This is a genomic window from Candidatus Merdisoma sp. JLR.KK006 (assembly GCF_036941035.1).
Classification (GTDB): Bacteria; Bacillota; Clostridia; order Lachnospirales; family Lachnospiraceae; genus Laedolimicola.
In genome coordinates, this window is sequence record NZ_JAYMNS010000023.1 from 34,093 (window position 1) to 56,222 (window position 22,130).

The 22,130-nt window shown below is 47.3% G+C and carries 21 protein-coding genes; 20 read left to right on the forward strand and 1 reads right to left on the reverse strand.

What is annotated here, in order from left to right; genetic code table 11:
• Positions 1 to 243 precede the first annotated feature (243 nt).
• The 12 genes from VSQ61_RS16145 (at position 244) to VSQ61_RS16200 (ending at position 14,261) form a co-directional block, all read left to right on the forward strand.
• Positions 244 to 414, forward strand: a complete 171-nt coding sequence (locus VSQ61_RS16145) for a hypothetical protein (RefSeq protein WP_334345422.1) — start codon at positions 244 to 246, stop codon at positions 412 to 414.
• A complete protein-coding gene (locus tag VSQ61_RS16150; protein WP_334345423.1) occupies positions 386 to 2,620 on the forward strand; it encodes a transglycosylase domain-containing protein in 2,235 nt (744 codons plus the stop codon). The genes VSQ61_RS16145 and VSQ61_RS16150 overlap by 29 nt, the downstream gene beginning before the upstream one ends.
• Positions 2,621 to 3,110: 490 nt before the next feature.
• On the forward strand, positions 3,111 to 5,186 hold the full coding sequence (locus VSQ61_RS16155; protein WP_334345424.1) for an elongation factor G: 2,076 nt from the start codon (positions 3,111 to 3,113) through the stop codon (positions 5,184 to 5,186).
• Positions 5,187 to 5,463: 277 nt separating this feature from the next.
• Positions 5,464 to 6,726: a rubredoxin-like domain-containing protein gene (locus VSQ61_RS16160; protein WP_334345425.1), complete on the forward strand. Its 1,263-nt coding sequence runs from the start codon at positions 5,464 to 5,466 to the stop codon at positions 6,724 to 6,726.
• 71 nt (positions 6,727 to 6,797) lie between these two features.
• Positions 6,798 to 7,613: a hypothetical protein gene (locus tag VSQ61_RS16165; protein ID WP_334345426.1), complete on the forward strand. Its 816-nt coding sequence runs from the start codon at positions 6,798 to 6,800 to the stop codon at positions 7,611 to 7,613.
• 111 nt (positions 7,614 to 7,724) lie between these two features.
• Positions 7,725 to 8,468 (forward strand): TraX family protein, encoded by a 744-nt coding sequence (locus VSQ61_RS16170; RefSeq protein ID WP_334345427.1) that lies wholly within the window; start codon positions 7,725 to 7,727, stop codon positions 8,466 to 8,468.
• A 71-nt stretch (positions 8,469 to 8,539) separates the two neighbouring features.
• The gene (locus tag VSQ61_RS16175) at positions 8,540 to 9,346 is read left to right on the forward strand and encodes a metallophosphoesterase (RefSeq protein WP_334345428.1); all 807 of its coding nucleotides are present in this window, start codon (positions 8,540 to 8,542) and stop codon (positions 9,344 to 9,346) included.
• 108 nt (positions 9,347 to 9,454) lie between these two features.
• Entirely contained in the window at positions 9,455 to 10,222 is a 768-nt protein-coding gene (locus VSQ61_RS16180) for a segregation and condensation protein A (RefSeq protein ID WP_334345429.1), read from the forward strand.
• A 23-nt stretch (positions 10,223 to 10,245) separates the two neighbouring features.
• Positions 10,246 to 10,818 carry an SMC-Scp complex subunit ScpB gene (gene scpB / locus VSQ61_RS16185; RefSeq protein WP_334345430.1) on the forward strand — a complete coding sequence of 191 codons (573 nt, stop codon included), beginning with the start codon at positions 10,246 to 10,248 and terminating at the stop codon, positions 10,816 to 10,818.
• A 191-nt stretch (positions 10,819 to 11,009) separates the two neighbouring features.
• Positions 11,010 to 12,446: an NAD(P)/FAD-dependent oxidoreductase gene (locus VSQ61_RS16190; RefSeq protein WP_334345431.1), complete on the forward strand. Its 1,437-nt coding sequence runs from the start codon at positions 11,010 to 11,012 to the stop codon at positions 12,444 to 12,446.
• Between the two features lie 133 nt (positions 12,447 to 12,579).
• Positions 12,580 to 13,848, forward strand: a complete 1,269-nt coding sequence (locus tag VSQ61_RS16195) for an NAD(P)/FAD-dependent oxidoreductase (RefSeq protein ID WP_334345432.1) — start codon at positions 12,580 to 12,582, stop codon at positions 13,846 to 13,848.
• A gap of 5 nt (positions 13,849 to 13,853) precedes the next feature.
• On the forward strand, positions 13,854 to 14,261 hold the full coding sequence (locus VSQ61_RS16200; protein WP_334345433.1) for a DUF1667 domain-containing protein: 408 nt from the start codon (positions 13,854 to 13,856) through the stop codon (positions 14,259 to 14,261).
• Here VSQ61_RS16200 and VSQ61_RS16205 read toward each other — a convergent pair.
• Complete coding sequence (locus VSQ61_RS16205) at positions 14,212 to 14,691, reverse strand: GNAT family N-acetyltransferase (protein ID WP_334345434.1); 480 nt, start codon at positions 14,689 to 14,691, stop codon at positions 14,212 to 14,214. The genes VSQ61_RS16200 and VSQ61_RS16205 overlap by 50 nt on opposite strands.
• Before the next feature lie 127 nt (positions 14,692 to 14,818).
• On the opposite strand from VSQ61_RS16205, the gene VSQ61_RS16210 reads away from it, so the two are divergent.
• From VSQ61_RS16210 to VSQ61_RS16245, 8 genes are all read left to right on the forward strand, one after another.
• The gene (locus VSQ61_RS16210) at positions 14,819 to 15,139 is read left to right on the forward strand and encodes a hypothetical protein (protein WP_334345435.1); all 321 of its coding nucleotides are present in this window, start codon (positions 14,819 to 14,821) and stop codon (positions 15,137 to 15,139) included.
• Positions 15,084 to 16,229, forward strand: coding sequence for a WD40/YVTN/BNR-like repeat-containing protein (locus tag VSQ61_RS16215; RefSeq protein ID WP_334345436.1), 1,146 nt, complete (start codon positions 15,084 to 15,086; stop codon positions 16,227 to 16,229). Before VSQ61_RS16210 ends, VSQ61_RS16215 begins: the two co-directional genes overlap by 56 nt.
• A 78-nt stretch (positions 16,230 to 16,307) precedes the next feature.
• The gene (gene miaB / locus VSQ61_RS16220) at positions 16,308 to 17,753 is read left to right on the forward strand and encodes a tRNA (N6-isopentenyl adenosine(37)-C2)-methylthiotransferase MiaB (RefSeq protein ID WP_334345437.1); all 1,446 of its coding nucleotides are present in this window, start codon (positions 16,308 to 16,310) and stop codon (positions 17,751 to 17,753) included.
• 114 nt (positions 17,754 to 17,867) lie between these two features.
• On the forward strand, positions 17,868 to 18,284 hold the full coding sequence (locus VSQ61_RS16225) for an FMN-binding protein (RefSeq protein ID WP_334345438.1): 417 nt from the start codon (positions 17,868 to 17,870) through the stop codon (positions 18,282 to 18,284).
• 267 nt (positions 18,285 to 18,551) lie between these two features.
• Entirely contained in the window at positions 18,552 to 19,262 is a 711-nt protein-coding gene (locus VSQ61_RS16230) for a hypothetical protein (protein WP_334345439.1), read from the forward strand.
• On the forward strand, positions 19,259 to 19,849 hold the full coding sequence (gene yfbR, locus VSQ61_RS16235; protein ID WP_334345440.1) for a 5'-deoxynucleotidase: 591 nt from the start codon (positions 19,259 to 19,261) through the stop codon (positions 19,847 to 19,849). Before VSQ61_RS16230 ends, yfbR begins: the two co-directional genes overlap by 4 nt.
• Positions 19,846 to 20,907, forward strand: coding sequence for a zinc ribbon domain-containing protein (locus VSQ61_RS16240; protein WP_334345441.1), 1,062 nt, complete (start codon positions 19,846 to 19,848; stop codon positions 20,905 to 20,907). Before yfbR ends, VSQ61_RS16240 begins: the two co-directional genes overlap by 4 nt.
• Positions 20,908 to 20,945: 38 nt before the next feature.
• Complete coding sequence (locus VSQ61_RS16245; protein WP_334345442.1) at positions 20,946 to 21,782, forward strand: deoxyribonuclease IV; 837 nt, start codon at positions 20,946 to 20,948, stop codon at positions 21,780 to 21,782.
• Positions 21,783 to 22,130 lie beyond the last annotated feature (348 nt).

Consider the following 22,130-nt stretch of genomic DNA (forward strand, 5'->3'; position numbering starts at 1 on the left):
GGAGGAGGGCCGCCCCGACGAGGGGTGGCGGTTCTTGCCCGAAGCCTTCACAAGCCTTTTGGTGCTTAACTTAATGACATTGGGCAGTTGGGATACTATGTTTTGTTTCCGCAGGATATAGTTGACAATTTTGTTTGATAATAGCAAAATGGTATTGATAAATACTGATAAAGGGAGTGAATAGGAAACAGATGCTTAGTCTAAGCTGTATGAAAGAGCATGAATGCAGGAATTGTGAGCTGTATGGACAAGAATATATTCAAAGGAATCCCAATAGAATATCCTGTGAAATATCACGATTGCGATAGAGCTGAAAAAGATTATGCAGATGAAACACAGATATGTACCAATGATGTTTTCATAAAGGAGGCCTATCGGTTAAAATATGCTGAAATTTATAAAGAGACTATTTAAAATCCTGTTTCTCTTAGGCATCATAGCTGCCCTGGTGATCGCCGGAGCAGTCATCTATAAAATCTACCCCATGTACGAGGAATACAGTCAGGAAGCAAAGAAGGCGATAGAGGATTCCAACACAAACACCTTCAAAAGAAACCTGACCAGCTACTTCTATGACCATGAGGGCAACCTTCTCACAGAGCTGTCAGGAAACGGAAGCAAAATCTACCTTACCTTTGAGGAGATCCCGGAAAATGTAATAAATGCCTTTATTGCCGTAGAGGATCGAACCTTCTGGACCCATAAAGGCATTGACCCAAAGGCCATTGTACGGGTAAGCCTGGAGTTTGTTACCTCCAAAGGAGAGACCGTTCACGGAGCAAGCACCATCACCCAGCAGCTTGTGCGGAATGTATTTATTTCAAAGGAAGTAACCATAGAGCGGAAGATAAAAGAGATCTGCTATGCCCTGGAGGTAGAGAAAAAGTACTCCAAGGAAGAAATCATGGAGTTCTACGTAAACAACATCTATTTCGCAAACAACTGCTATGGAATAGAGGCTGCGGCACAATTTTATTTTGATAAGCCAGCAAAAGAGCTGTCCTTAAATGAGACAGCCTATTTGTGTGCCATTCCAAATTCCCCCGCCTACTATGACCCGCTGAAAAACAGCAGCAATGCCCTTCCAAGGCGGGATAAGGTACTAAAGGACATGCAGGAATGTGAATTTATCACAGAGACCCAGCGGATACAGGCTCTTCGTGAGGACCTTGTTCTGAATGAAAAGAAGCCTGTTGAAATCAAGGACTATGAGACTACCTATGCCATCGACTGTGCCATACGCTACCTGATGAAGCTGGACGGCTTCCTGTTTCGCTATTCCTTTGCCACCATGGAGGACTATAACTTCTATATGGAAACCTACAATCAGGCATATGAGCGGATACGGGCGGAACTGTATATCGGCGGCTATGTTGTCACGACTACATTAAATAAGGAAAAGCAGACCCTGCTTCAGGAAAGCGTTGACAATGCCCTGGCATTTGACGAAGAGCTTGCGGAGAACGGACAGTATGCCTTTCAGGGGGCGGCTACGGTAATCAACAACGAGACGGGAAAGGTGGAGGCAATTGTGGGGGGAAGAACCCAGAACAGCAGCACCTATACCCTGAATCGAGCCTACCAGTCCTACCGTCAGCCCGGAAGCTCCATAAAGCCCCTGATCGTCTATCTTCCGGCGCTGGAGCGGGGATATACGGATCGCTCCACGGTGACGGAGATTAATGTGGAAAAAGCAAAGGAGGAGCCGGAAAAGGTACTGGAGATGTACGGAACAAAGATGACCCTGCGCTCTGCTGTGGAGAATTCCAAGAACGGCGCAGCCTGGCGGCTTTTCTGCGAGATTACGCCGGAAGCAGGACTTAACTATCTCCAGGAAATGAGCTTTGCCAGAATCGTTCCGGATGATTTTTATCCTGCGGCATCCTTAGGGGGCTTTACCTATGGAGTTACAACGGTAGAGATGGCAAATGCCTATTCCTGTATGGTAAATCACGGGCGTTTTCAGCAGACAGACTGTATTGTATCCATTTTGGATAAATATGGAGAGGAGCTCTATGAGCCCTATGAAACCAGGCAGGTGTATGTATCCGAGCAGACGGAGCTGATGATTGACATTTTAAAGGGGGTAATCACAAAGGGAACTGCAAGGAAAATGGGCTGGAAGAGCACCGTGGAGGCCGCCGGTAAGACGGGAACCACCAACAACAGCAAGGACGGCTGGTTTGTGGGAGTTACCCCCGATTATTCCATGGCCGTCTGGGTGGGCTACGATATGCCGAGAGAGCTCAGCAATCTCTACGGAGGGAGCTATCCGGCCCAGATCTGGAAGGATACCATGGAAATGCTGGTGCAGGACACGGAGCATGAGCACTTTGAGACGACTACGGAGATTGTAAACGGGGATGAGAAATATTATCCGGGACGGGACGGATCGGAGGTCCTTTCACCGGGCTACACGGTACAGAATTACCGGGATGACCACGCCCTGGCGGATCAAATTGATGCCTTGATTCTTAAGATTGCCCAGGAGAGCGACCCGGGACAGCGGGAGGCTTACTATGAACAGGCCAAGGCGCTGGCGGAGCAGATCTACGGACAGACGCTGAAGGGCGCCTATCGAAATAAGCTGGCAGAGCTTAACGGACAGTTGCAGCAATAAGGCGCATCCGTCGATTTTAGATAAGTTTCTGCAGATATTGGAGGATGGCCATATTACGGATTCAGCCGGTGAAACCATGTATTTTTCGGAAGTTCTGAGCTTCCGGTTTATGAGATTTCACAACCAAATGACATCTTCCGGTAGTTCGTACCTGAAATTTCTGTGGAGATTTTCGAGGATATTTTTTGCTTCCCGCCCAAAGGGATGTGCATAATGCGGCGCCTGTAGAGGATACCTTTACAGAGCAGGCAGACTTGGCTGTTTGGGGCATCGTATGAATGAGCGCTGACAAAATGCCGAAAAGCATAGTTTAATAGGTTTTCTGTTATGCATTCTGACAAAGCAGATGCCAGAAATTCTTTGTCAAAAACTTGTCAAAACTGTATAAAACACTTGAACTTTCCTTTGATTTTTAGTAGAATATATACATGGCAGTCTCCAGGGCGGAAATAAGGCGTGGAGACGCAAAAAAAATATCGGAGGAATAGGCATGAATATTTACACAACTGACAAGATTCGCAACGTAGTGCTCTTGGGACACGGCGGCTGTGGCAAGACCAGTCTGGTGGAAGCCATGGCGTATGTATCCGGGCTTACGACCCGAATCGGTAAGGTAACCGATGGGAATACCATCAGTGATTACGATAAGGAAGAGATCAAGAGAAAGTTCTCAATCAGCACTTCCGTGATTCCGCTGATTTGGCAGGACTGCAAAATAAATCTTTTAGATACACCGGGATACTTTGACTTTGTGGGAGAGGCAGAGGAAGCAGTTGCCGCTGCGGACGCCGCTATTATCGTGGTATCCGGCAAGGCCGGTGTGGAGGTAGGAACGGAGAAGGCATGGGAGATGTGCGAAAAGTACAAGCTGCCCCGGATGTTCTTCGTAACTGAGATGGACGTGGACCATGCATCCTTCCGCCAGGTGGTAGAGGATCTGACCGAGCGCTACGGCAAGAAGATTGCTCCTTTCTATCAGCCTATCCGTGAGGACGAGAAGTTTGTAGGCTATATCAACGTGTGCAAGATGGAAGGCCGCCGGTTTACGGATATCGGCAAGCGTGAGCCCTGTGAGATTCCGGAATATTCCAAGGAAAATCTGGCTATCTGCCGTGAGGCGCTGTTAGATGCGGTAGCAGAGACCTCCGATGAGTTCATGGAGCGCTATTTCAATGGTGAGGAATTTACCGTCAGCGAGATTCGTGCGGCTATGAAGTTTAATGTAAGCGACGGTTCCGTGATTCCCGTATCCATGGGTTCCAGCATGGAGCTTCGGAACATTCACAATCTGATGAATGACATTGTAGAGCTGTTCCCAAGCCCGGACAAGAAGGCGTGCAACGGTATCAACACCAAGACCAACGAGATCTTCGAGGCAAATTATGATTTCTCCAAGGCAAAATCTGCTTATGTATTTAAGACTATCGTAGACCCCTTTATTGGAAAGTATTCTCTGATTAAGGTGTCCTCCGGCGTTATCAAGTCCGACGATACCCTTTACAATCAGGATAAGGAAGCAGAGGAGAAGCTGAGTAAGCTTTATGTGATGCAGGGCAATAAACCCATTGAGATTTCCGAGCTCCATGCGGGCGATATCGGTGCCATCGGCAAGCTTACAAGCACTAAGACAGGCGACACCCTGTCCACCAAGGCTACGCCGGTAGCATTCGGAAAGACTGAGGTTTCCAAGCCATATACATATATGTGCTATAAGGCAAAGAACAAGGGAGATGAGGATAAGATTTCCCAGGCTCTTACCAAGATGATGGAAGAGGATCTGACCCTGAAGACCGTGAATGATTCCGAGAACCGTCAGACCCTGCTTTACGGCATGGGCGATCAGCACCTTGACGTGGTTGTGAGCAAGTTAGAAGAGAAGTTTAAGGTTGCCGTAGAGCTGAGTCGTCCCAAGGTTGCTTTCCGTGAGACCATCCGCAAGAAATCCGATGTGGATTCCAAGTATAAGAAGCAGTCCGGCGGACACGGACAGTATGGTCATGTAAAGATGACCTTTGAGCCATCCGGAGATCTGGAGACGGCTTATGTATTTGATCAGATTGTAGTTGGCGGAGCCGTTCCCAAGAACTATTTCCCGGCAGTGGAAAAGGGCGTACAGGAATCCGTTACCAAGGGACCCCTGGCCGGATATCCTGTTGTGGGTGTGAAGGCAGTGCTTTATGACGGCTCCTACCATCCGGTAGATTCCTCGGAGATGGCATTTAAGACGGCTACCATCCAGGCATTCAAGAAAGGCTTTATGGATGCAAGTCCGGTACTTCTGGAGCCTATCTGCTCTATGACAGTAACCGTTCCGGATAAATATACAGGCGATGTTATGGGTGATCTGAACAAGCGCCGTGGCCGTGTGCTTGGCATGAATCCCGTAGCAGGCGGCAAGCAGGAGGTTGTGGCGGATGTGCCCATGACCGAGATTTTCGGATATTCCACAGATCTGCGCTCCATGACAGGAGGAAGCGGTGTCTATGAGTACGAGTTTGCACGTTACGAGCAGGCTCCGTCCGATGTACAGGAGAAGGAAGTGGCAGCGAGAGCTGCGGAGGAATAATGCGAAGATGTCGTCGTCCGTGCTATATAACATATAGATAAAGCTATAAGATGAAACGCATTTACAAAGCGCATAATAAAGGCGGATTTCCTTTTTAGGAAATCCGCCTTGTCACTGTGCAGAAAAGCGGTTATACTAGAATTATTACCTTAACGAGAAAAGCCCGTCAAACCAAAAGGGCATGCATTACATTGTACCCATAGGGGGTATGCATGAACGGACAAAGTACCTTCGGGTATAGAAAGCCTTGTAAAAAAACAGAGAAAGGGAAGCAAGAATGGAAAAGAAGAAAATTCAAAAGGTATCCGATCCTGTGATCCGGCTGAAAGGTGTTCGCTCTATGGGAGTGATCGGCGATCCGGGCTGCGAGGGCCTTGGAACCTACAATATGAAAGTATATGCAGGAGCTTTGGAAGAATGCGGCAGAGATGACATTACCCTGGTTGTGGGGGATCTGGTGCCGGCGGGAACCAGGCATCACTATCAGACAATACAGGAGCTTACGGAGATTCTGGCAGGAAATAAGGTCTATGCTCTTCGGGGAAATCACGATACGGGAGCTTATACGGAGTATTTTGGAGAAAAGAATTATGCCATCCTTACAGAGAGCTTCGCTGTGGTCGTACTGGACAATGCACAGCGTACCTTTGAGGAAGAGGGCATCCGACTTTTATCCAGGGTGCTTGCCATGGAGGATGTGAAGCAGGCAATCATTGCATTTCACATTCCTGTGCCCAATCATTTTATATTAAACTGTGTGACTGAAGAGGAATTTGCCTGTCTGAAAAAAGCCTATGAGCCGTGGAAAGAGAAAGTAAAATATCTTCTTTGCGGCCATGTTCATTCCGGATTTGAGGATTGTGTGGACGGAATTCCTCTGATTTGTACCGGTGGCGGCGGAGCCATGATTGAGGATGTGTCAAAGGATATCCGTGCCAGTGATGTAGAGCATCATGTGGTGCATTTCTATGAGAGGGATGGAAGTTTGTGCCATCAGATTGTGAATCTTTCGGAGGACTGCTACGGACGTGAGCGTGCGGACGGTGTTTTGAGACAGAAGCTTGAAGAGACAGTAGAGGGAGAGTTGATGGCTCATTTCAAATATATGACCTTTGCGGATCGGGCAGAGCGAAGGGGGATGAAGCGGATTGCCAACCTGTTCCGGGCGCTGGCGGCTTCCGAGTATTATCATGCTCGAAACTTTTATTCCATACTGGACCAGCCTGCGCCTTTTCTGGAAACGGTGGAAATCTATATTCCAGGGGAAGAGTTTGAGCAGGAATATTTCTACCGGATGCTTGTGGATTATGCAAAGGAGCATGCATTTCCCCTTGCGGAGCAGGCTTATGCCGGTGCTGCGGCGGCGGAAAAGGAGCATACGGTACTCTTAAAGGAGGCGGCGGACATGGAGGGATTTTCCAGGGATGTGATTTATGTCTGTCCTGTATGCGGTTATGTGATGACCGGGGACAAGGCCCCGGAGCGCTGCCCGGTATGCGGCGGGCCGAAGAAGCAGTATGAAGCTTATGTAAAAGAGTGACAGGCAGTGATGGTATACGAATGTGTTGTTGTCCTTGTAAAGAGATGCGGATAAAAAATGGGAGGATAACTATGAAGAAGAGATATCAAACAGGAGTGATAGGAATTCTGCTTTTGTTATTGCTGGCAGTGTCCGGCTGTTCCAAAAAGGAAGAGAAGATTGCGCCGGAATCGGCAGCAGAGAATGTGACGGAAAGAGAAAAGCAGTCGGAGGCAGAAAATCCGGCAGAAGCAGATCCTATGGCGGAAACGGAAAATCCGGCAGACACAAAGGAACCGGAGGACACAGGGGATGGGGCAGAGGCAGGAGAGACCTCGGGTTTGACCGCACTTCCGGGTACTTACCCCCGCAATTTTGTTTTCTCCAGCGGCGCAGGCGCATGGGGAACTTTTCTCACTTTGGAAGCGGATGGTTCTTTTACAGGCGGATATAATGATTCCGATATGGGAGACAGCGGGGAGGGATATCCTCACGGAAAGCATTATTACTGTGAGTTCCAGGGAAAATTCGGAGATTTTATGAAAATAGACGAAAATACATTTTCCATGACCTTAGAGAACCTTACCTATGAACCGGAAGCAGGTGTGGAAGAGATTCGGGATGAGATTCTGTATGTTGGCTCGGAGCCTTATGGACTGGAGAGCGGAAAGGAATTTGTTTTTTATACGCCCCAGACATCTGTTTTGGATCTGTCCGAGGAATTCCTAAGCTGGTGGCCCGACCGCTATGAATGGGACGGGGAGACACAAAAAGCGCTGGGCTGTTATGGGATCTTAAATCAGGAGACGGGAGCCGGATTTTTCTCTGATACGGTCTGCACGGCCTGCGGAGGGGATATCTCGCCCCAGACGGGGGTATGCGGCACCTGCGGACTTACTCAGGAGTAGGTTCTATAGGAGAGCGTTACAGCTTTTACAACGTAAAGTCCCCTTGGCGCCATAACCGCATTGGCTCTTTAAGGAAAATAAGAAAAAGACGGGGCGGAAAGGAATGCACAGATGAGGAAGAGCTTAAACGGAAACCAGTTAAAAATCATTGCCATGACAGCCATGACCCTGGATCATGCGGCGGCTGTTATCTGGCCTGATTATCCTACGGACTGGTGGATTCTGCTGATTCATGTGATTGGAAGGCTGGCGGCTCCAATTTTCTGGTTTTTTGTGGCGGAGGGATGGCATTACACACGGAATCGGAGGAAATATGCCGGCCGGCTGTTTCTGTTTGCGATTGTCGGGCATTTTGCTTACAATTTTGCATTTGGAATTCCCTTTCTTCCGTTTCAAACCTCTGTTTTTAATCAGACAAGTGTTTTGTGGGCTCTGTTTCTTGGAACTGGGGCCTTGTATGTCAATGAGCATGAGAAGTGGAAGCAATGGCAGAAGACCTTGGCGATTCTGGCAATTACCATCCTTGCTTTTCCGGCGGACTGGAGCAGCATTGCTGTGCTGGCGATTCTTCAGATCTCCAATCATCGTGGGAATTTAAAAAGACAGATGACAGGGATGATGGTCTGTGTGTCTATGTATGCGCTGGTATATGTTATTTTTATCCATCCCCTTTATGGATTTATCCAGTTATTTACAGCCCTTACAATTCCTCTTTTACAGTGCTACAGCGGGGAACGAGGAAAATGGAAAGGTATGAAGTGGTTTTTCTATCTCTACTATCCTCTGCATCTGGTTCTCTGCGGCATTCTTCGGATTGCGCTGCATGGAAATATGGGAGTGATGATTGGAGGGTGATTATAATTGGTTACGATTGGCTGTGCAACAATAAAATTGCATTTTTAGAGGTTTTATGATATTCTATCCCCATGTCAAAATTTAAACAATTTCACTACCATTTGAATACAAGAAAGCTTCCAAAGGGCAGTAAGGATCTCACGTTCATCCTTATGGCCGATATGCATAACCATGTGTACGGTCCTGGAAATAGACTGCTGTTGGAGGCTGTAGAGGCACAGAAGCCGGACGCCGTCCTGATAGCGGGCGATATGCTGATCGCCCACAGCGAGGAATCCTTTTGTCCGGCTTTGGAGCTTGTCGGGAAGCTTCGGGAGAAAAAGCTGCCCGTTTTTTATGGAAACGGCAATCATGAATACCGGATGCGGCTCCGTCCGGAGGTCTATGGAACCATGTATCAGGAGTATACAAAGGGGCTTCGGGATTGTGGGGTGATCCTTTTGGAAAATCAGAGCATCCCCTTTGAAAAGAATGGACTTTCTATGCGGATTTACGGTTTTGAGCTGGACTGGAAATATTATGAGAAGCGGAATCATGCTCCTTTCGGTCCAGAAGAATTGACCAGGGTTTTTGGAAATCCGGATCCGGAAAGCTATCATATCCTTCTGGCCCACAATCCTGTATATTTTGATGATTATGCGGCATGGGGGGCAGATTTGACTGTTTCAGGTCATCTCCATGGGGGAATCATCCGGATTCCGGGGATCGGCGGGGTGATCTCACCTCAGGCCAGACTTTTCCCAAAATATGACGCAGGTCATTTTCAAAAGGATGGCAGAGACCTGGTGGTAAGCAGAGGGCTTGGCACCCACACCATAAACATAAGGATTTTCAATCCTGCAGAGCTTTCGGTGATTCATCTGCATCCGGAGGAATGAGACGGTGAAAGATACAGCAGACATCTGTGCCTGGAGGATTTTTAATAAGCAGTACAGAGTTATGCATGATGAATAGAAATGGTATAAGGCATAGGAGAAACATGGATTATGGGCATTCCAGTAAAGTTACCAATATTTGAAGGGCCGCTGGATCTTCTTCTGCATTTAATAGAGAGCAATAAAATCGATATCTATGACATTCCCATTGTCATAATTACAGATCAATATATGGAATACATCCGGGCCATGGAAACCAGGGATCTGAACACGATGAGCGAATTTCTGGTAATGGCAGCTACCCTCCTTGAGATCAAGGCCAAGATGCTCCTTCCGGCAGAAGTGGACGAGGAAGGGGAAGAGATTGACCCCAGGGCTGAGCTGGTAGAGCGTCTCCTGGAGTACAAGATGTATAAATACATGGCCTGCGAGCTAAAGGATCGCCAAAGCCTGGCAGCCAAGGTTCTCTATAAGGAAGCTACTATTCCCGAGGAGGTGGCCTCCTATATAGAGCCTGTGGACTTGGAAGAGCTGGTAGGGGATCTGACCCTGCAAAAGCTCAATGAGATCTTTAAGTCCATCCTCCGCAGGCAGGAGGACAAGATTGACCCGGTGCGCAGCAAGTTCGGTGATATTGAGAAAGAGGAAGTAAGTCTGGAGGAGAAAATGTCCTCAGTAGAAGCCTATCTCACAGGGCATAAGCGTTTTAGCTTCCGCAATCTGCTGGAGCGTGAAGCGAAAAAGAGCAAGCTTCATGTCATCGTAACATTTCTGGCGGTTTTGGAACTGATGAAGGTAGGTAAGGTTACTGTGCAGCAGGAGGAAACCTTCGGAGAGATCCTGATTGAAGCAAGAGAGAATGTTTCAGGTAAGAATTAAGAAACAAAAATGAGGAGTATATTGTGGAAGACCAAAGATTGAAAGCGGCCATAGAGGCCATATTGTTTACCATGGGGGATTCCGTAGAGATTGCCCATCTGGCAGCAGCGCTTAAGCTGGAGCAGGAGAAGGTTCGGGAGCTTTTGAGAGAAATGCAGGAGCGCTACGAGGAAGAGGATCGGGGCATCCGGCTTCTGGAATTGGAAAATGCATGCCAGCTCTGTACAAAAACCGAATATTACGACTGCCTGATTCAAATTGCAAAGCAGCCGAAAAAATATGTTCTCACAGAAGTACTTTTGGAGACCCTTTCCATCGTAGCATACAAGCAGCCGGTGACAAGGCTGGAGATTGAAAAGATCCGCGGCGTAAAGTGCGACCATGCCGTGAACAAGCTGGTAGAGTATGGATTGATTGAGGAGGTGGGCCGTCTGGACGCTCCGGGACGCCCCCTGTTGTTCGGCACTACCGAGGATTTTCTTAGAAGCTTCGGAGTATCATCAATGGAAGATCTGCCCCGGATGTCGCCCGAACAGATTGAGGATTTCAAGGAAGAAGCAGAGGAAGAAATTCAGCAGAAGATCAATAAGAAATAGTCATGTTTTGAGAAGTGCGAAAATACCCTTCGGGCATCCCTTTATGCACAAAAACCGTGTGCAAATTAAGGAAATACCCCTCGGGCATCCCGTTATGCACAAAAACCGTGTGCGGATTAAGGAAATACCCTTCGGGCATCCCTTTATGCACAAAAACCGTGTGCAGATTAAGGAAAGGAGTTTTTGCAGCCATGTATGATATTATAATCATCGGAAGCGGTGCATCCGGTGCGGCAGCTGCCCGTGAATTGTCCCGCTATCAGGCAAAAATCTGTGTGCTGGAAAAGGAAGAGGACGTCTGCTGCGGCACCTCCAAGGCAAACAGCGCCATTGTACATGCAGGTTACGATGCAGCACCAGGCTCTCTGAAGGCAAAGCTCAATGTATGCGGAAACGAGCGCATGGGCAGGCTTGCAGAGGAGCTTGACATTCCCTTTCAGAGAATCGGCTCCCTCGTCCTGTGTTTTCAGGAAGCAGATCTTCCCAGACTTCAGGCTCTTTACGAAAGGGGGCAGGCGAACGGCGTTTTGGACCTTCGCATCTTAGACAGGGAAGAAGCTCTGAACATGGAACCCAATCTGTCAAAGGAGACTTATGCAGCTTTGTATGCTCCCACAGCCGGAATCATCTGCCCCTTTGAACTGAATCTTGCATTGGCAGAAAATGCCCGGGCAAATGGAGTAGAATTTAAATTCCTGACAGAAGTAAAAGAGATAAAAAAGCTGGCAGAGGGCTATGAGCTTTGCACTACACAGGGAAGCTTTCGTGCAAGATATGTGGTAAATGCATCCGGCCTTTACGGAGATGAGCTTCACAATATGGTAAGCTGTAAGAAAATCCATCTGGAGCCTCGCTGCGGAGATTACTGTCTCCTTGACCGGGAAGCAGGAAGCCATGTGACAAGGACAATATTTCCCCTTCCAGACGAAAGAGGAAAGGGAATCCTCGTTACTCCCACCGTCCACGGCAATCTTCTCATAGGCCCTACCGCCATTTGGACAGAAGACAAAGAGGGAACCAACACAACCTCTGAAGGTCTTGGCATGGTTCTTGAACGGGCGGGAAAGAGCGTAAGGAATCTTCCGGTCAAACAGATCATTACCTCCTTTGCCGGACTTCGCGCCCATGAACAGGGAGATGACTTTATTATAGAAGAAGTGGAGGATGCCAGGGGTTTTATTGATTGCATCGGCATAGAATCTCCGGGAATTGCCAGCACTCCGGCAATTGGAGAAATGATAGCCAAACTGCTGCAAGATAAGATGGGACTGAAAGAAAAAGAGAATTTTATTTCCACAAGAAAAGGAATCACAAATCCCGGCACCTTAAGCATGGAAGAACGAAATGCCCTGATTAAGAAGCAGCCTGCCTATGGCAATATAATCTGCCGCTGTGAAATGATCTCCGAGGGAGAGATCTTAGATGCTATCCGCCGCCCCTTAGGAGCCAAATCCCTGGACGGCATCAAGCGGAGAACAAGGGCCGGAATGGGCCGTTGCCAATCGGGTTTCTGCGCCCCCAGAGTTATGGAGATTCTGGCACGAGAGCTAAACATAGATCGAAAAGATGTAACAAAATCCGGCGGGAATTCCCAGATGATCGCAGGCATGAACAAGGATATGCTGTAACGCTTCTTACCTTGCTTATAAATGAATCCGGCATGGGAAAGAAGCAGGAGTGTATGGAGGGAAATTGCTAATATAGCTGTTATGATGCAGCAAGAATCCAGGAGAACTGCACCTGCGTCAGAAAGAGGAAAATATGAAAAGCTATGATATAGTCATCATCGGCGGCGGCCCTGCAGGTCTTGCCGCAGCCATTTCTGCCAAAAAATCCGGAATTGACCATATATTGATTTTAGAGAGAGACCATGAGCTGGGGGGCATCCTGAACCAGTGCATCCACAATGGCTTCGGCCTTCACACCTTTCAGGAGGAACTGACAGGGCCGGAATATGCAGAGCGTTTTATCCGTCAGGTAAAAGAGCAGCAGATTGAATATCGGCTGAATACCACGGTTCTGAACATCAGCTCCAAAAAGCTTGTGACAGCAATAAACCAAAAGGAAGGGATGTTCAAGCTTCAGGCAGGAGCTGTGATTCTGGCCATGGGCTGCCGGGAGCGGCCAAGAGGCGCCTTAAATATTCCGGGCTATCGTCCGGCAGGCATCTATTCTGCGGGGACAGCCCAGCGGCTTGTGAATATGGAAGGCTATCTGCCGGGGCGGGAGGTTGTAATTCTCGGATCTGGTGATATCGGCCTTATTATGGCAAGAAGAATGACCCTGGAAGGGGCACAGGTCAAGGCAGTGGCAGAGCTTATGCCTTATTCCGGCGGCCTAAAGCGAAATATCGTCCAATGTCTTTATGACTATGACATTCCCCTGAAATTAAGACATACGGTAGTGGACATTCGGGGAAAGGAACGGGTAGAGGGCGTCACCCTGGCGGAGGTTGACGAACGGGGAAAGCCGATCCCCGGAACAGAAGAATTTTATTCTTGTGATACCCTTTTGCTTTCTGTGGGCCTGATACCGGAAAATGAGCTGTCACGAGGTATGGGCGTGAAACTCAATCCTATCACCTCCGGTCCGAGCGTGAATGAGCGTCTGGAGACAAATATAGAAGGCGTCTTTGCCTGCGGAAATGTCCTCCATGTACACGATCTGGTGGATTTCGTATCAGAAGAAGCGGCAGCAGCGGGACGAAATGCGGCAGCTTACGTGAAAGCAGGGGGCCTGAAAAAGAAGCTTGGATGGGAGATTCTGCTGAAGCCGGGACAGGGAGTGCGCTACACTGTTCCGGAAATCATTCATCCGGCCTATATGAATGAGACTCTGACCCTGCGTTTCCGGGTCAGCAATGTATACAAAAACTGTTATATCAGTGTATTCTTTGACAGCGAGAGAGTGCATCATCGGAAACGCCAAATCGCAGCCCCAGGTGAGATGGAAGAAGTGAAGCTTGTAAAGGAAGAACTTCTGAAATATCCCGATTTAAAGCAGATAACCGTAATGATTGAGGAGGGGTGACAGAAATGGAAACAAGAAATCTAATCTGTATCAATTGTCCCATGGGATGTGCCCTTACGGTTGAGATGAACGGAGAAACCATTATTTCCGTAAAAGGAAATACCTGCAGACGAGGAGAGACTTATGCAGGGAAAGAAGTGACAGCCCCCGTCCGGATGGTAACTTCCACTGTGAAGGTCACAGGGGGAAGCCTTCCCGTGGTGTCCGTAAAGACAAGGGAAGCCGTTCCCAAGGAAAAGATTCTGGCCTGTGTCCGGGAATTAAAGACAATAGAGGTTCCGGCTCCCGTCCGCATGGGCGATGTGATTCTGGCAGATGCAGCCAATACCGGAGTGGACATTATAGCCACAAAAAATGTAGAGGCTATAGCTTTTCATAAGCAATCCGGGGCGTGCCGTCCTGAGCATTTATAATGCCGCATTTTTGAAAACCATGCTTCTCAATGAGATGCTGCATAATATGATTATCCCCATGAGTATCTATGCGAAGATGAGCAATCTGCTGTTCGCAGTAAGCCACAATCCTGCCCAGCAGTCCATGGGTTTCTCCGTCACTGGCTACCATGTGGATAGCGCCGTAGGGAGCATCAGAGAGCCAGGCGCCCTGATAAATGACCTGATAGGTGGCATCCTCCCCGATGGCAAAGGCAAAGACTCCATGAATGATACCCTGCTCTGTGACTGCATAGAGCCGTCTGTCATGGAGGCATTCTCTCAGCAGTTCTTCTGAGGGAAAGTTATTGTTCCATTGGGTAGGGTTGTTGTGCTCCGCCATAAATTGTCTTGCATGTTTGTAAATATCTGATATTCTTGGTAAATCACCGGCTTCTGCATGTCGTATCATAAGAGCCTCCTTTAAGTATGGTAATTGAATTATAGCATGGGAGCCGAAAAGGGGAAAGTCTTTATTTTCAGGCGCCAATAGATGTGTTAAAATAAAGGATATATTAAAATAAGGGGAAAGAATACCGATGCCTATAATTCGAAAAGGAACCATTCAAGATATCTTACATATAACCAGGATCTATGAGAACATTTTGGAACAGGAAGAACAGGGAACCGTGACCACAGGCTGGGTTCGGGGAATTTATCCCACAAAGCAGACGGCACTGGATGCACTAAAAGCAGAGGAACTGTTTGTAATGCTTCAGGAGAAAACAGTAGTTGCAGCAGCAAGGATTAATCAGGTACAAATGCCGGCCTATAAATATACTTGGTTTGAAAGGAATAAATCATATGAAAGAAATACCCTCTGGGTATCCCTTTCTGCACAAAAAACAAGTGCAGAATAATGAAAAACAATTGTTCCGTCTCCTGATTGGTTTGAATATTGGAGGGGCGGTCCTTCTGGGAATCTTCTTTTTGGGAAGTTTTCTTTGGGAAGAAAAGCGTTTGGATTCTGAAATGAAAGTTTATTTTGGGAAAAAAACGGAATTTGTTAATTCTTATGAAGACAAGTATATTTACCGTGCCTACAGCCGGCAGGAGCCAGAGGAGCCTGTTCTGTTCTGGGTGGATAGAAAAGATCCATGGGAGAACAATTTTATAGAACAGATGATGAAAAGGGATACGCTGACATTTTGGGAGACAGAAGATAGGGACGCTCATTTTGTAAATCATGAAGGCACAGTCTATACGCTGGAGCAGGGGATGGAAGCATATCAATTGGAAATCCCCATCTATTTAAGCATTTCCTGTGACTCTTGGGAGGATCTGGATGCCTGCGCAGAGAAGATAAGTGAATGGATAGACGATTGCTTAGAGGATAGCAGGTACTTTTGGAATTATACCAAGTCCAATGCTGTCAGAGCTTCTTTTTCACAGTTTGAAGTGCGGATAGGCAAAAAAGCCTTTTGGATAGATTCTTCTGAAATATGGGGTTCGATTAAACCCGGCTTACGATTTACAGAAGAACTAACGGAGTTGATGAGAAAGGAATATGCCAAGGCATTTCCGTATGATCCAAGGCCGAAAGCGTTGGAAGAGGAAAGAGCCCGTGAGGAAGCTCTGAAAGAAAAAGAAGCCCATGACAGGGTCATGAAGGAATGGATTGACAATTATGAAGGCGACTATGCGGCGGAATCTATTTTGGAGGGAGAAGACATTCACTATCGGCTGGCAGCGGCTGATTATGTTATGGGGAATTATGATTACATTTTAATCAAAAGCATAGACGGCGGTAAAAGCTGGACGCTGGTAAATGAGACACCTTTTGGAGATTCTCTGTACGGAGATGCAGAGATAACTTTTCAGGATGAAAGCCACGGAACAATTGCGGGTATTTACAGTGATATGGAAGCCAATCAATATAAGAAAAATATCTATGTTACGGAGGACGGAGGGGAATCCTTTATTTTGCAGCAAAAAGGCCAGCTGCGATAAAAAAGATTGAAGTTCTTTTTAAGCTTCGCTATAATGTACAAATGATAAATAAACGGTAATAGGAGCAGGTGATAAAACATGAATCCAGAAATTGATTTAGATAAAATAGATATGAATGCAGAGCCTCCCGCAGAAGAACCTGCCAGACAGTACTACTTCATGGCAAAATGTCGGGAATGGGTTCGGGAATTTGAGCAGAAAAACGGCCGCCGTCCGACTGCGTTTACTCAAACCTTCGGCTGCCAGATGAATGCCCGGGACTCCGAAAAACTTACCGGAATTCTGGAGCAGGCAGGATTCATAGAAACCCAGAATGAGCATGCGGACTTTGTGATCTACAATACCTGCACGGTGCGAGAGAATGCAAACCAGAAGGTTTACGGCCATCTGGGGCTTTTAAAGCATGAAAAAAAGAGCAATCCCTGCATGCGGATTGCCCTCTGCGGCTGCATGATGCAGGAGCCGGGGGTAGTGGAGAAGCTGAAAAAAAGCTATCGTTTTGTAGATCTGGTTTTCGGAACCCACAATATTTTTAAATTTGCAGAGCTTTTGTATCAAACCCTGAACAGCAAAGAGCAGATTATCGATATCTGGGAAGGCACAGAGCAGATTGTGGAGGATCTCCCTGTAGAACGAAAATATTCTTTCAAGTCGGGGGTCAACATTATGTTCGGTTGCAACAATTTCTGCAGCTACTGCATTGTGCCTTACGTGCGGGGAAGAGAGCGCAGCCGCAGGCCGGAAGATATCATTCGGGAAATTGAGACTCTGGCGGCGGATGGTGTGTCGGAGGTTATGCTTCTGGGACAAAATGTCAATTCCTATGGAAAGACCTTGAAGGATTCCATTTCCTTTGGAGAGCTTCTTCGCAGAGTGGAAAAGATAGATGGCATTGCCAGGATCCGATTTATGACCTCACATCCCAAGGATCTGTCGGACGAGCTGATTCAGGTAATGAAAGAGTCAAAGAAGGTCTGCCGTCATCTGCATCTGCCGCTTCAATCGGGAAGTACTCGGATTCTGAAGGCTATGAACCGAAAATATACGAAGGAGCAGTATTTGGAGCTGGCCGGTAAGATACGAAGGGAGATTCCGGATATTTCTCTGACTACCGATATCATTGTAGGCTTTCCGGGAGAGACGGAGGAAGATTTTCTGGAGACTATGGATGTGGTGAAAAAAGTCTGCTATGACAATGCCTACACCTTTATCTATTCTAAGCGAACAGGAACGCCTGCTGCCGCTATGGAAAATCAGGTGCCGGAAGCAGAGGTAAAATCCCGGTTTGACCGCCTGCTGAATCTGGTACAGGAAAATGCCAGATCCCAGACTGCCCGTTTTGCAGGTACAGTGCAGGAGGTGTTGATTGAAGAGGTTAATGAGCACGATCCTTCTCTTTTAACCGGGCGGATGAGCAACAATCTTCTGGTGCATTTTCCGGGGGATGTATCCCTGATTGGAAGGATCCGTAAGGTAAAGCTGGAGGTGTGCAAGGGCTTTTACTATATGGGAACACTAGTATAGGCGTTTTAAAATAGTGCTGTTATATATGGTCTGCTGATTTCGGATTAAAAAAGAGGAAAATGGGGTATGCTGACTTAGAGAGGAACGGAAGATATTTTTCTAAGGAGGCATAGCATGGCAATACAGGCAGAACCTAATAAACGAGGCATTATTTCTCTTGCTGTAATTATTGTTTTAATGATTCTTGTGACTGCTTTGTCCAATCCCATTTATCGGGTGTTATCGGGTAAGGGGGATGGGATTACTTATACAGCTGTTAATCAGGGGTATGGCGGGGATGTGGTGATAAGCCTGACCATTGAAGATGAACGGATAAGAGAACTTACGGCTCAGGGAGAGTCTGAGACGCCTACTGTTGGGCAGAAGGCGATTACGCAGTATAATGAGACGGTTTTTTCGGAGCTTTCGGATGCTTATATTGATGAGGTGAGTACTCATTTGGATGCTGTGAGCGGGGCTACGATTACTTCGGGGGCAGTGATAGCGGGCTTTCAGGAGGTTGTGGAGCAGGCGCAGGGGGCGTCAGAGTGAATTTTATGGGGAGACGGGGGGCCCCGGATGCCATGCAAGCTTGAATCCGCTGAAAAGAAGCGGATTCAAGCTTCAAGGGCTTCGCCCTATAGAAAGATAGATGCAGGCCGCCTGGGTGAGCCAGCTACCCCAGACAGCCTGCCTCTATCTTTCTGCATGGCTAATCTGTAATGAAAAATTAACACTTTCCAAAGGGGCGGTATGATGACATCCGTCTTTTTTTGTGGTATACTGGTAAAATAGGCATGAAGATAAAGGAGAAACCATATGGAAACAAAGCGTTATGGTCTTAGGCATCCATATTTTTCGATAAAGACACAAACGGATCATTCCTTTGGGGGAAGTCAGACCTGGTCTTCCAGCCGTATTATGAGGAAGTATGGCTGCGGGGTGGTGGGAATGGCGGATGTACTGCTGTATATGGGGCTTCACCAGACCTCCTGTGAGACGGATCTGCTCTATGGGATGCTGCGTGAGGATGGATTTTTGTCTTATCCCAGATATGAGCGTTATCTGATGAAGATGCGCCGCAGATACCTTTCTGTTATTCCCGGCTTTGGGGTTCCCGGGTTTTTTCTTCCTTTGGCTATGAATCGTTATTTCCGCCATTACCGGATTGATCTGCGCGCAAGCTGGTGTGTCCGGACGGGAAAGATTCTTCCCAGAATTGAAGAGATGCTTCGTCAGGATATGCCGGTGATTTTGTCTATCGGACCCAATTTTCCTTTTGTCTGGGGCAGGCACAAGGTTGCCCTTTACCGGAAGGAGAACGGTGAATACCTGCCTGCAGTTGAGACGAAGGCCCATTTCGTGGTGGTGACAGGTATGATGGACGGCTACCTGCAGATCTCATCCTGGGGAAAGGAATACTACCTTTCCTGGGCGGAATATCAGAAATATGTGAAGAAACACAGTACCTGCCTTACCAGCAATATCTGCCGGATTCAGGCGAAGAAGAAAAAGAGGAAAGAGAAATGAACAGTTTTTTTGCCATGATGTCCCGGATGAAATACATTGACCGCTGGGCCCTGATGCGCAATTCAAGAAATGAGAACTTAAGCGAGCACAGTTTGGAGGTATCTATGATTGCCCACGCTCTTGCGGTGATTGGCAATACCAGCCTTGGAAAAGAGCTGGATGCAGGAAAAGCCGCTGTACTGGGACTTTACCATGATGCCACGGAAATTATTACGGGGGATATGCCCACCCCGGTAAAATATTATAACACAGAGATTAAGAACACTTATAAGGACATTGAGCACCAGGCTTCCAGAACACTTCTTGGAATGCTTCCGGAAGAAATGCAGGATTCCTACCGGGAGATTTTTGAAAAGCAGCAGGAGGACGCTTATCTATGGAGACTGGTAAAAGCAGCCGATAAGCTGTCAGCTTATATCAAATGTGTAGAGGAAGAGCAGACAGGCAATCTGGAATTTGTCCGGGCAAAGAAGCAGACTCTTAAGCATATCCGGCAGATGGAGCTGCCCGAAACAAATCTGTTTTTAGACTATTTTATGGATGCTTATGGAAAAAATTTGGATGAACTGACAGGAGGAGAAGCATGAGCGAGAAACGAGATTTTGATTTTTGTCCCCGTTGCGGGGCTTTGATGCAAAACGGTGTGTGCCAGAGCTGCGGCCGCGGTATTCAGAGACCGCCCCAGACTTCTGACAGCTATCATATGCAGAATCCTCAGGGTCCTGTACAGATGTCCGGAGGCACCGGCATGCCAAACGGACAGGGAGGCGTATCCGGAGGACCGGGCACTATGCCGACTTATGTGTATGCTTCACCTGTAAAGCAGAAAAGTCATACAGCAGCCATTGTAATCGCTGTGACGGCTGCCGTGTTTCTTGTATTGGGGCTTTTGATTGCGGTGTTTGTCTCTGTGGCAAACTCCACACGGGACACAATACGCAGTGGGGAGCGGCGCTCCAGAGACAGCTATGATGATTTCTACGACGATTATTACGACGGATATGATGATGAATATGATTATGGCTACTACGAGCCGGATGAGGATGATCCCTATTATCAGGAGATTGTAGACTATACGCGCACAGACTTAGATTATAGCATTCAGTGGGCGGTAGAATCCGTGGATCCGGATGATTCAGATGATGATTGTACTTATTATACTACATATCCGATTCTGGAGAAAGGGGACTCCAATGAATTTGATTCCATCAATGAGAAGATTCGTCAGGAGGCCATTGCTTACCGGGCATCGTACAAGGAATATGACAGCGGCATGTCAACCTTCGGATACGTAACGCTTATGGATGAGGAGAAGATTAGTATAGTATTTAAGCACAATTTTTATAAAAACAATGTAACAGAGGTAAGCCTTGCGGCACGCACCTTCCGGATTGATACAGGGGAAGAGATTATGCCGGAGGAAATGACCGAGATTGATCTGGATTTAGCCATGCGTTTCCAGTCCCAGGATAAGCTTCAGAATGACGGGGTGGAGTATGTGCAGAATCTGACAGGGGAAGAACTTGTGGAGATCTTGAAGGATTCCAGACGGGCGGTATTTTTCTATACACCAGTAGGCCTGGAAGCAGGATTCAATTATGAAAACGGCTGGGTAACGGTTACTTTAAAGGAACAGGCTCTGTAGGATTTGCGTGTTATAAAAAGAAAAAGGAGTTTTTATTCATGTTGAAAGTTGGAAGCCATATTTCTTCCTCCAAAGGGTATGAGGCTATGGGAAAGCAGGCTTTGAAGCTGGGAGCCAATACGTTTGCGTTTTTTACCAGAAATCCCAGAGGCGGGAGCGCAAAGGAAATTGTCCCTGAGGATGTAAAGCGTTATCAAATGCTCTGGCAGGAGAAGGGATATGGACAGATTGTGGCGCATGCCCCCTATACTCTGAATGCCTGCTCAGACAAGCCAGAGGTTCGTCGTTTTGCAAAAGAGACCTTTTCCGACGATTTGGAGCGAATGGAATATATTCCCGGGAATTATTACAATTTTCATCCGGGCAGTCATGTGGGGCAGGGGGCAGAGGAAGGTATCCGTCTGATTGCCAAAATGCTCAATGAGTGCTTAAAGCCAAAGCAGACAACCGTTGTTCTTTTGGAGACAATGGCTGGAAAAGGCAGTGAGATTGGACGAAGTTTTGAAGAACTTCAAAAGATTTTGGAGCAGGTAGAGCTTTCAGAAAAAATGGGCGTTTGCCTGGATACCTGTCATGTGTGGGATGCCGGTTATGATATTGCAGAAGATTTAGAAGGCGTGTTGGAGAAATTTGATAAGACCCTCGGAATGTCCCGGCTTAAGGCCATTCATATCAATGACAGCATGAACCTGCAAGGAAGCCATAAGGATCGCCATGCCCGTATCGGAGAGGGAACCATCGGCCTTGAGGCTTTCGTGAGAATTATCAATCACCCGGCCCTTCGAGAGCTTCCTTTTATTCTGGAAACTCCCAATGATGACCAGGGCTGGACAAAAGAGATTGCCCTGTTGAGAGAGCATTTTTGTGATTCATAACAGCATTCTTTATAATGACAGATGCATTTTTAAAACAAGATGTGTACAATAATAAGAATGATGGTTACTGTTCACTCCTGGACCGTGCACTGCGCTGCACGGTCACAGGCCAGAACAGTACCGGGGTCGGAATCAGGCCTCTTGCCGCAAGGCAACTTTAAATAGGCCGGATTCGTTACTGTGAACACCATGGGAGTGAACGGTAACGAATGATAGTTATTTCTAATAATTATAAGAAGAAAATGTTGAAAAAGGATCCGGTTCTATGTTACACTATACTCATACGCTCAATTGACAAGAGCCATTGGGTGAGCTCTTGTTGAGCCAAGATAGTATTTCTATAATATT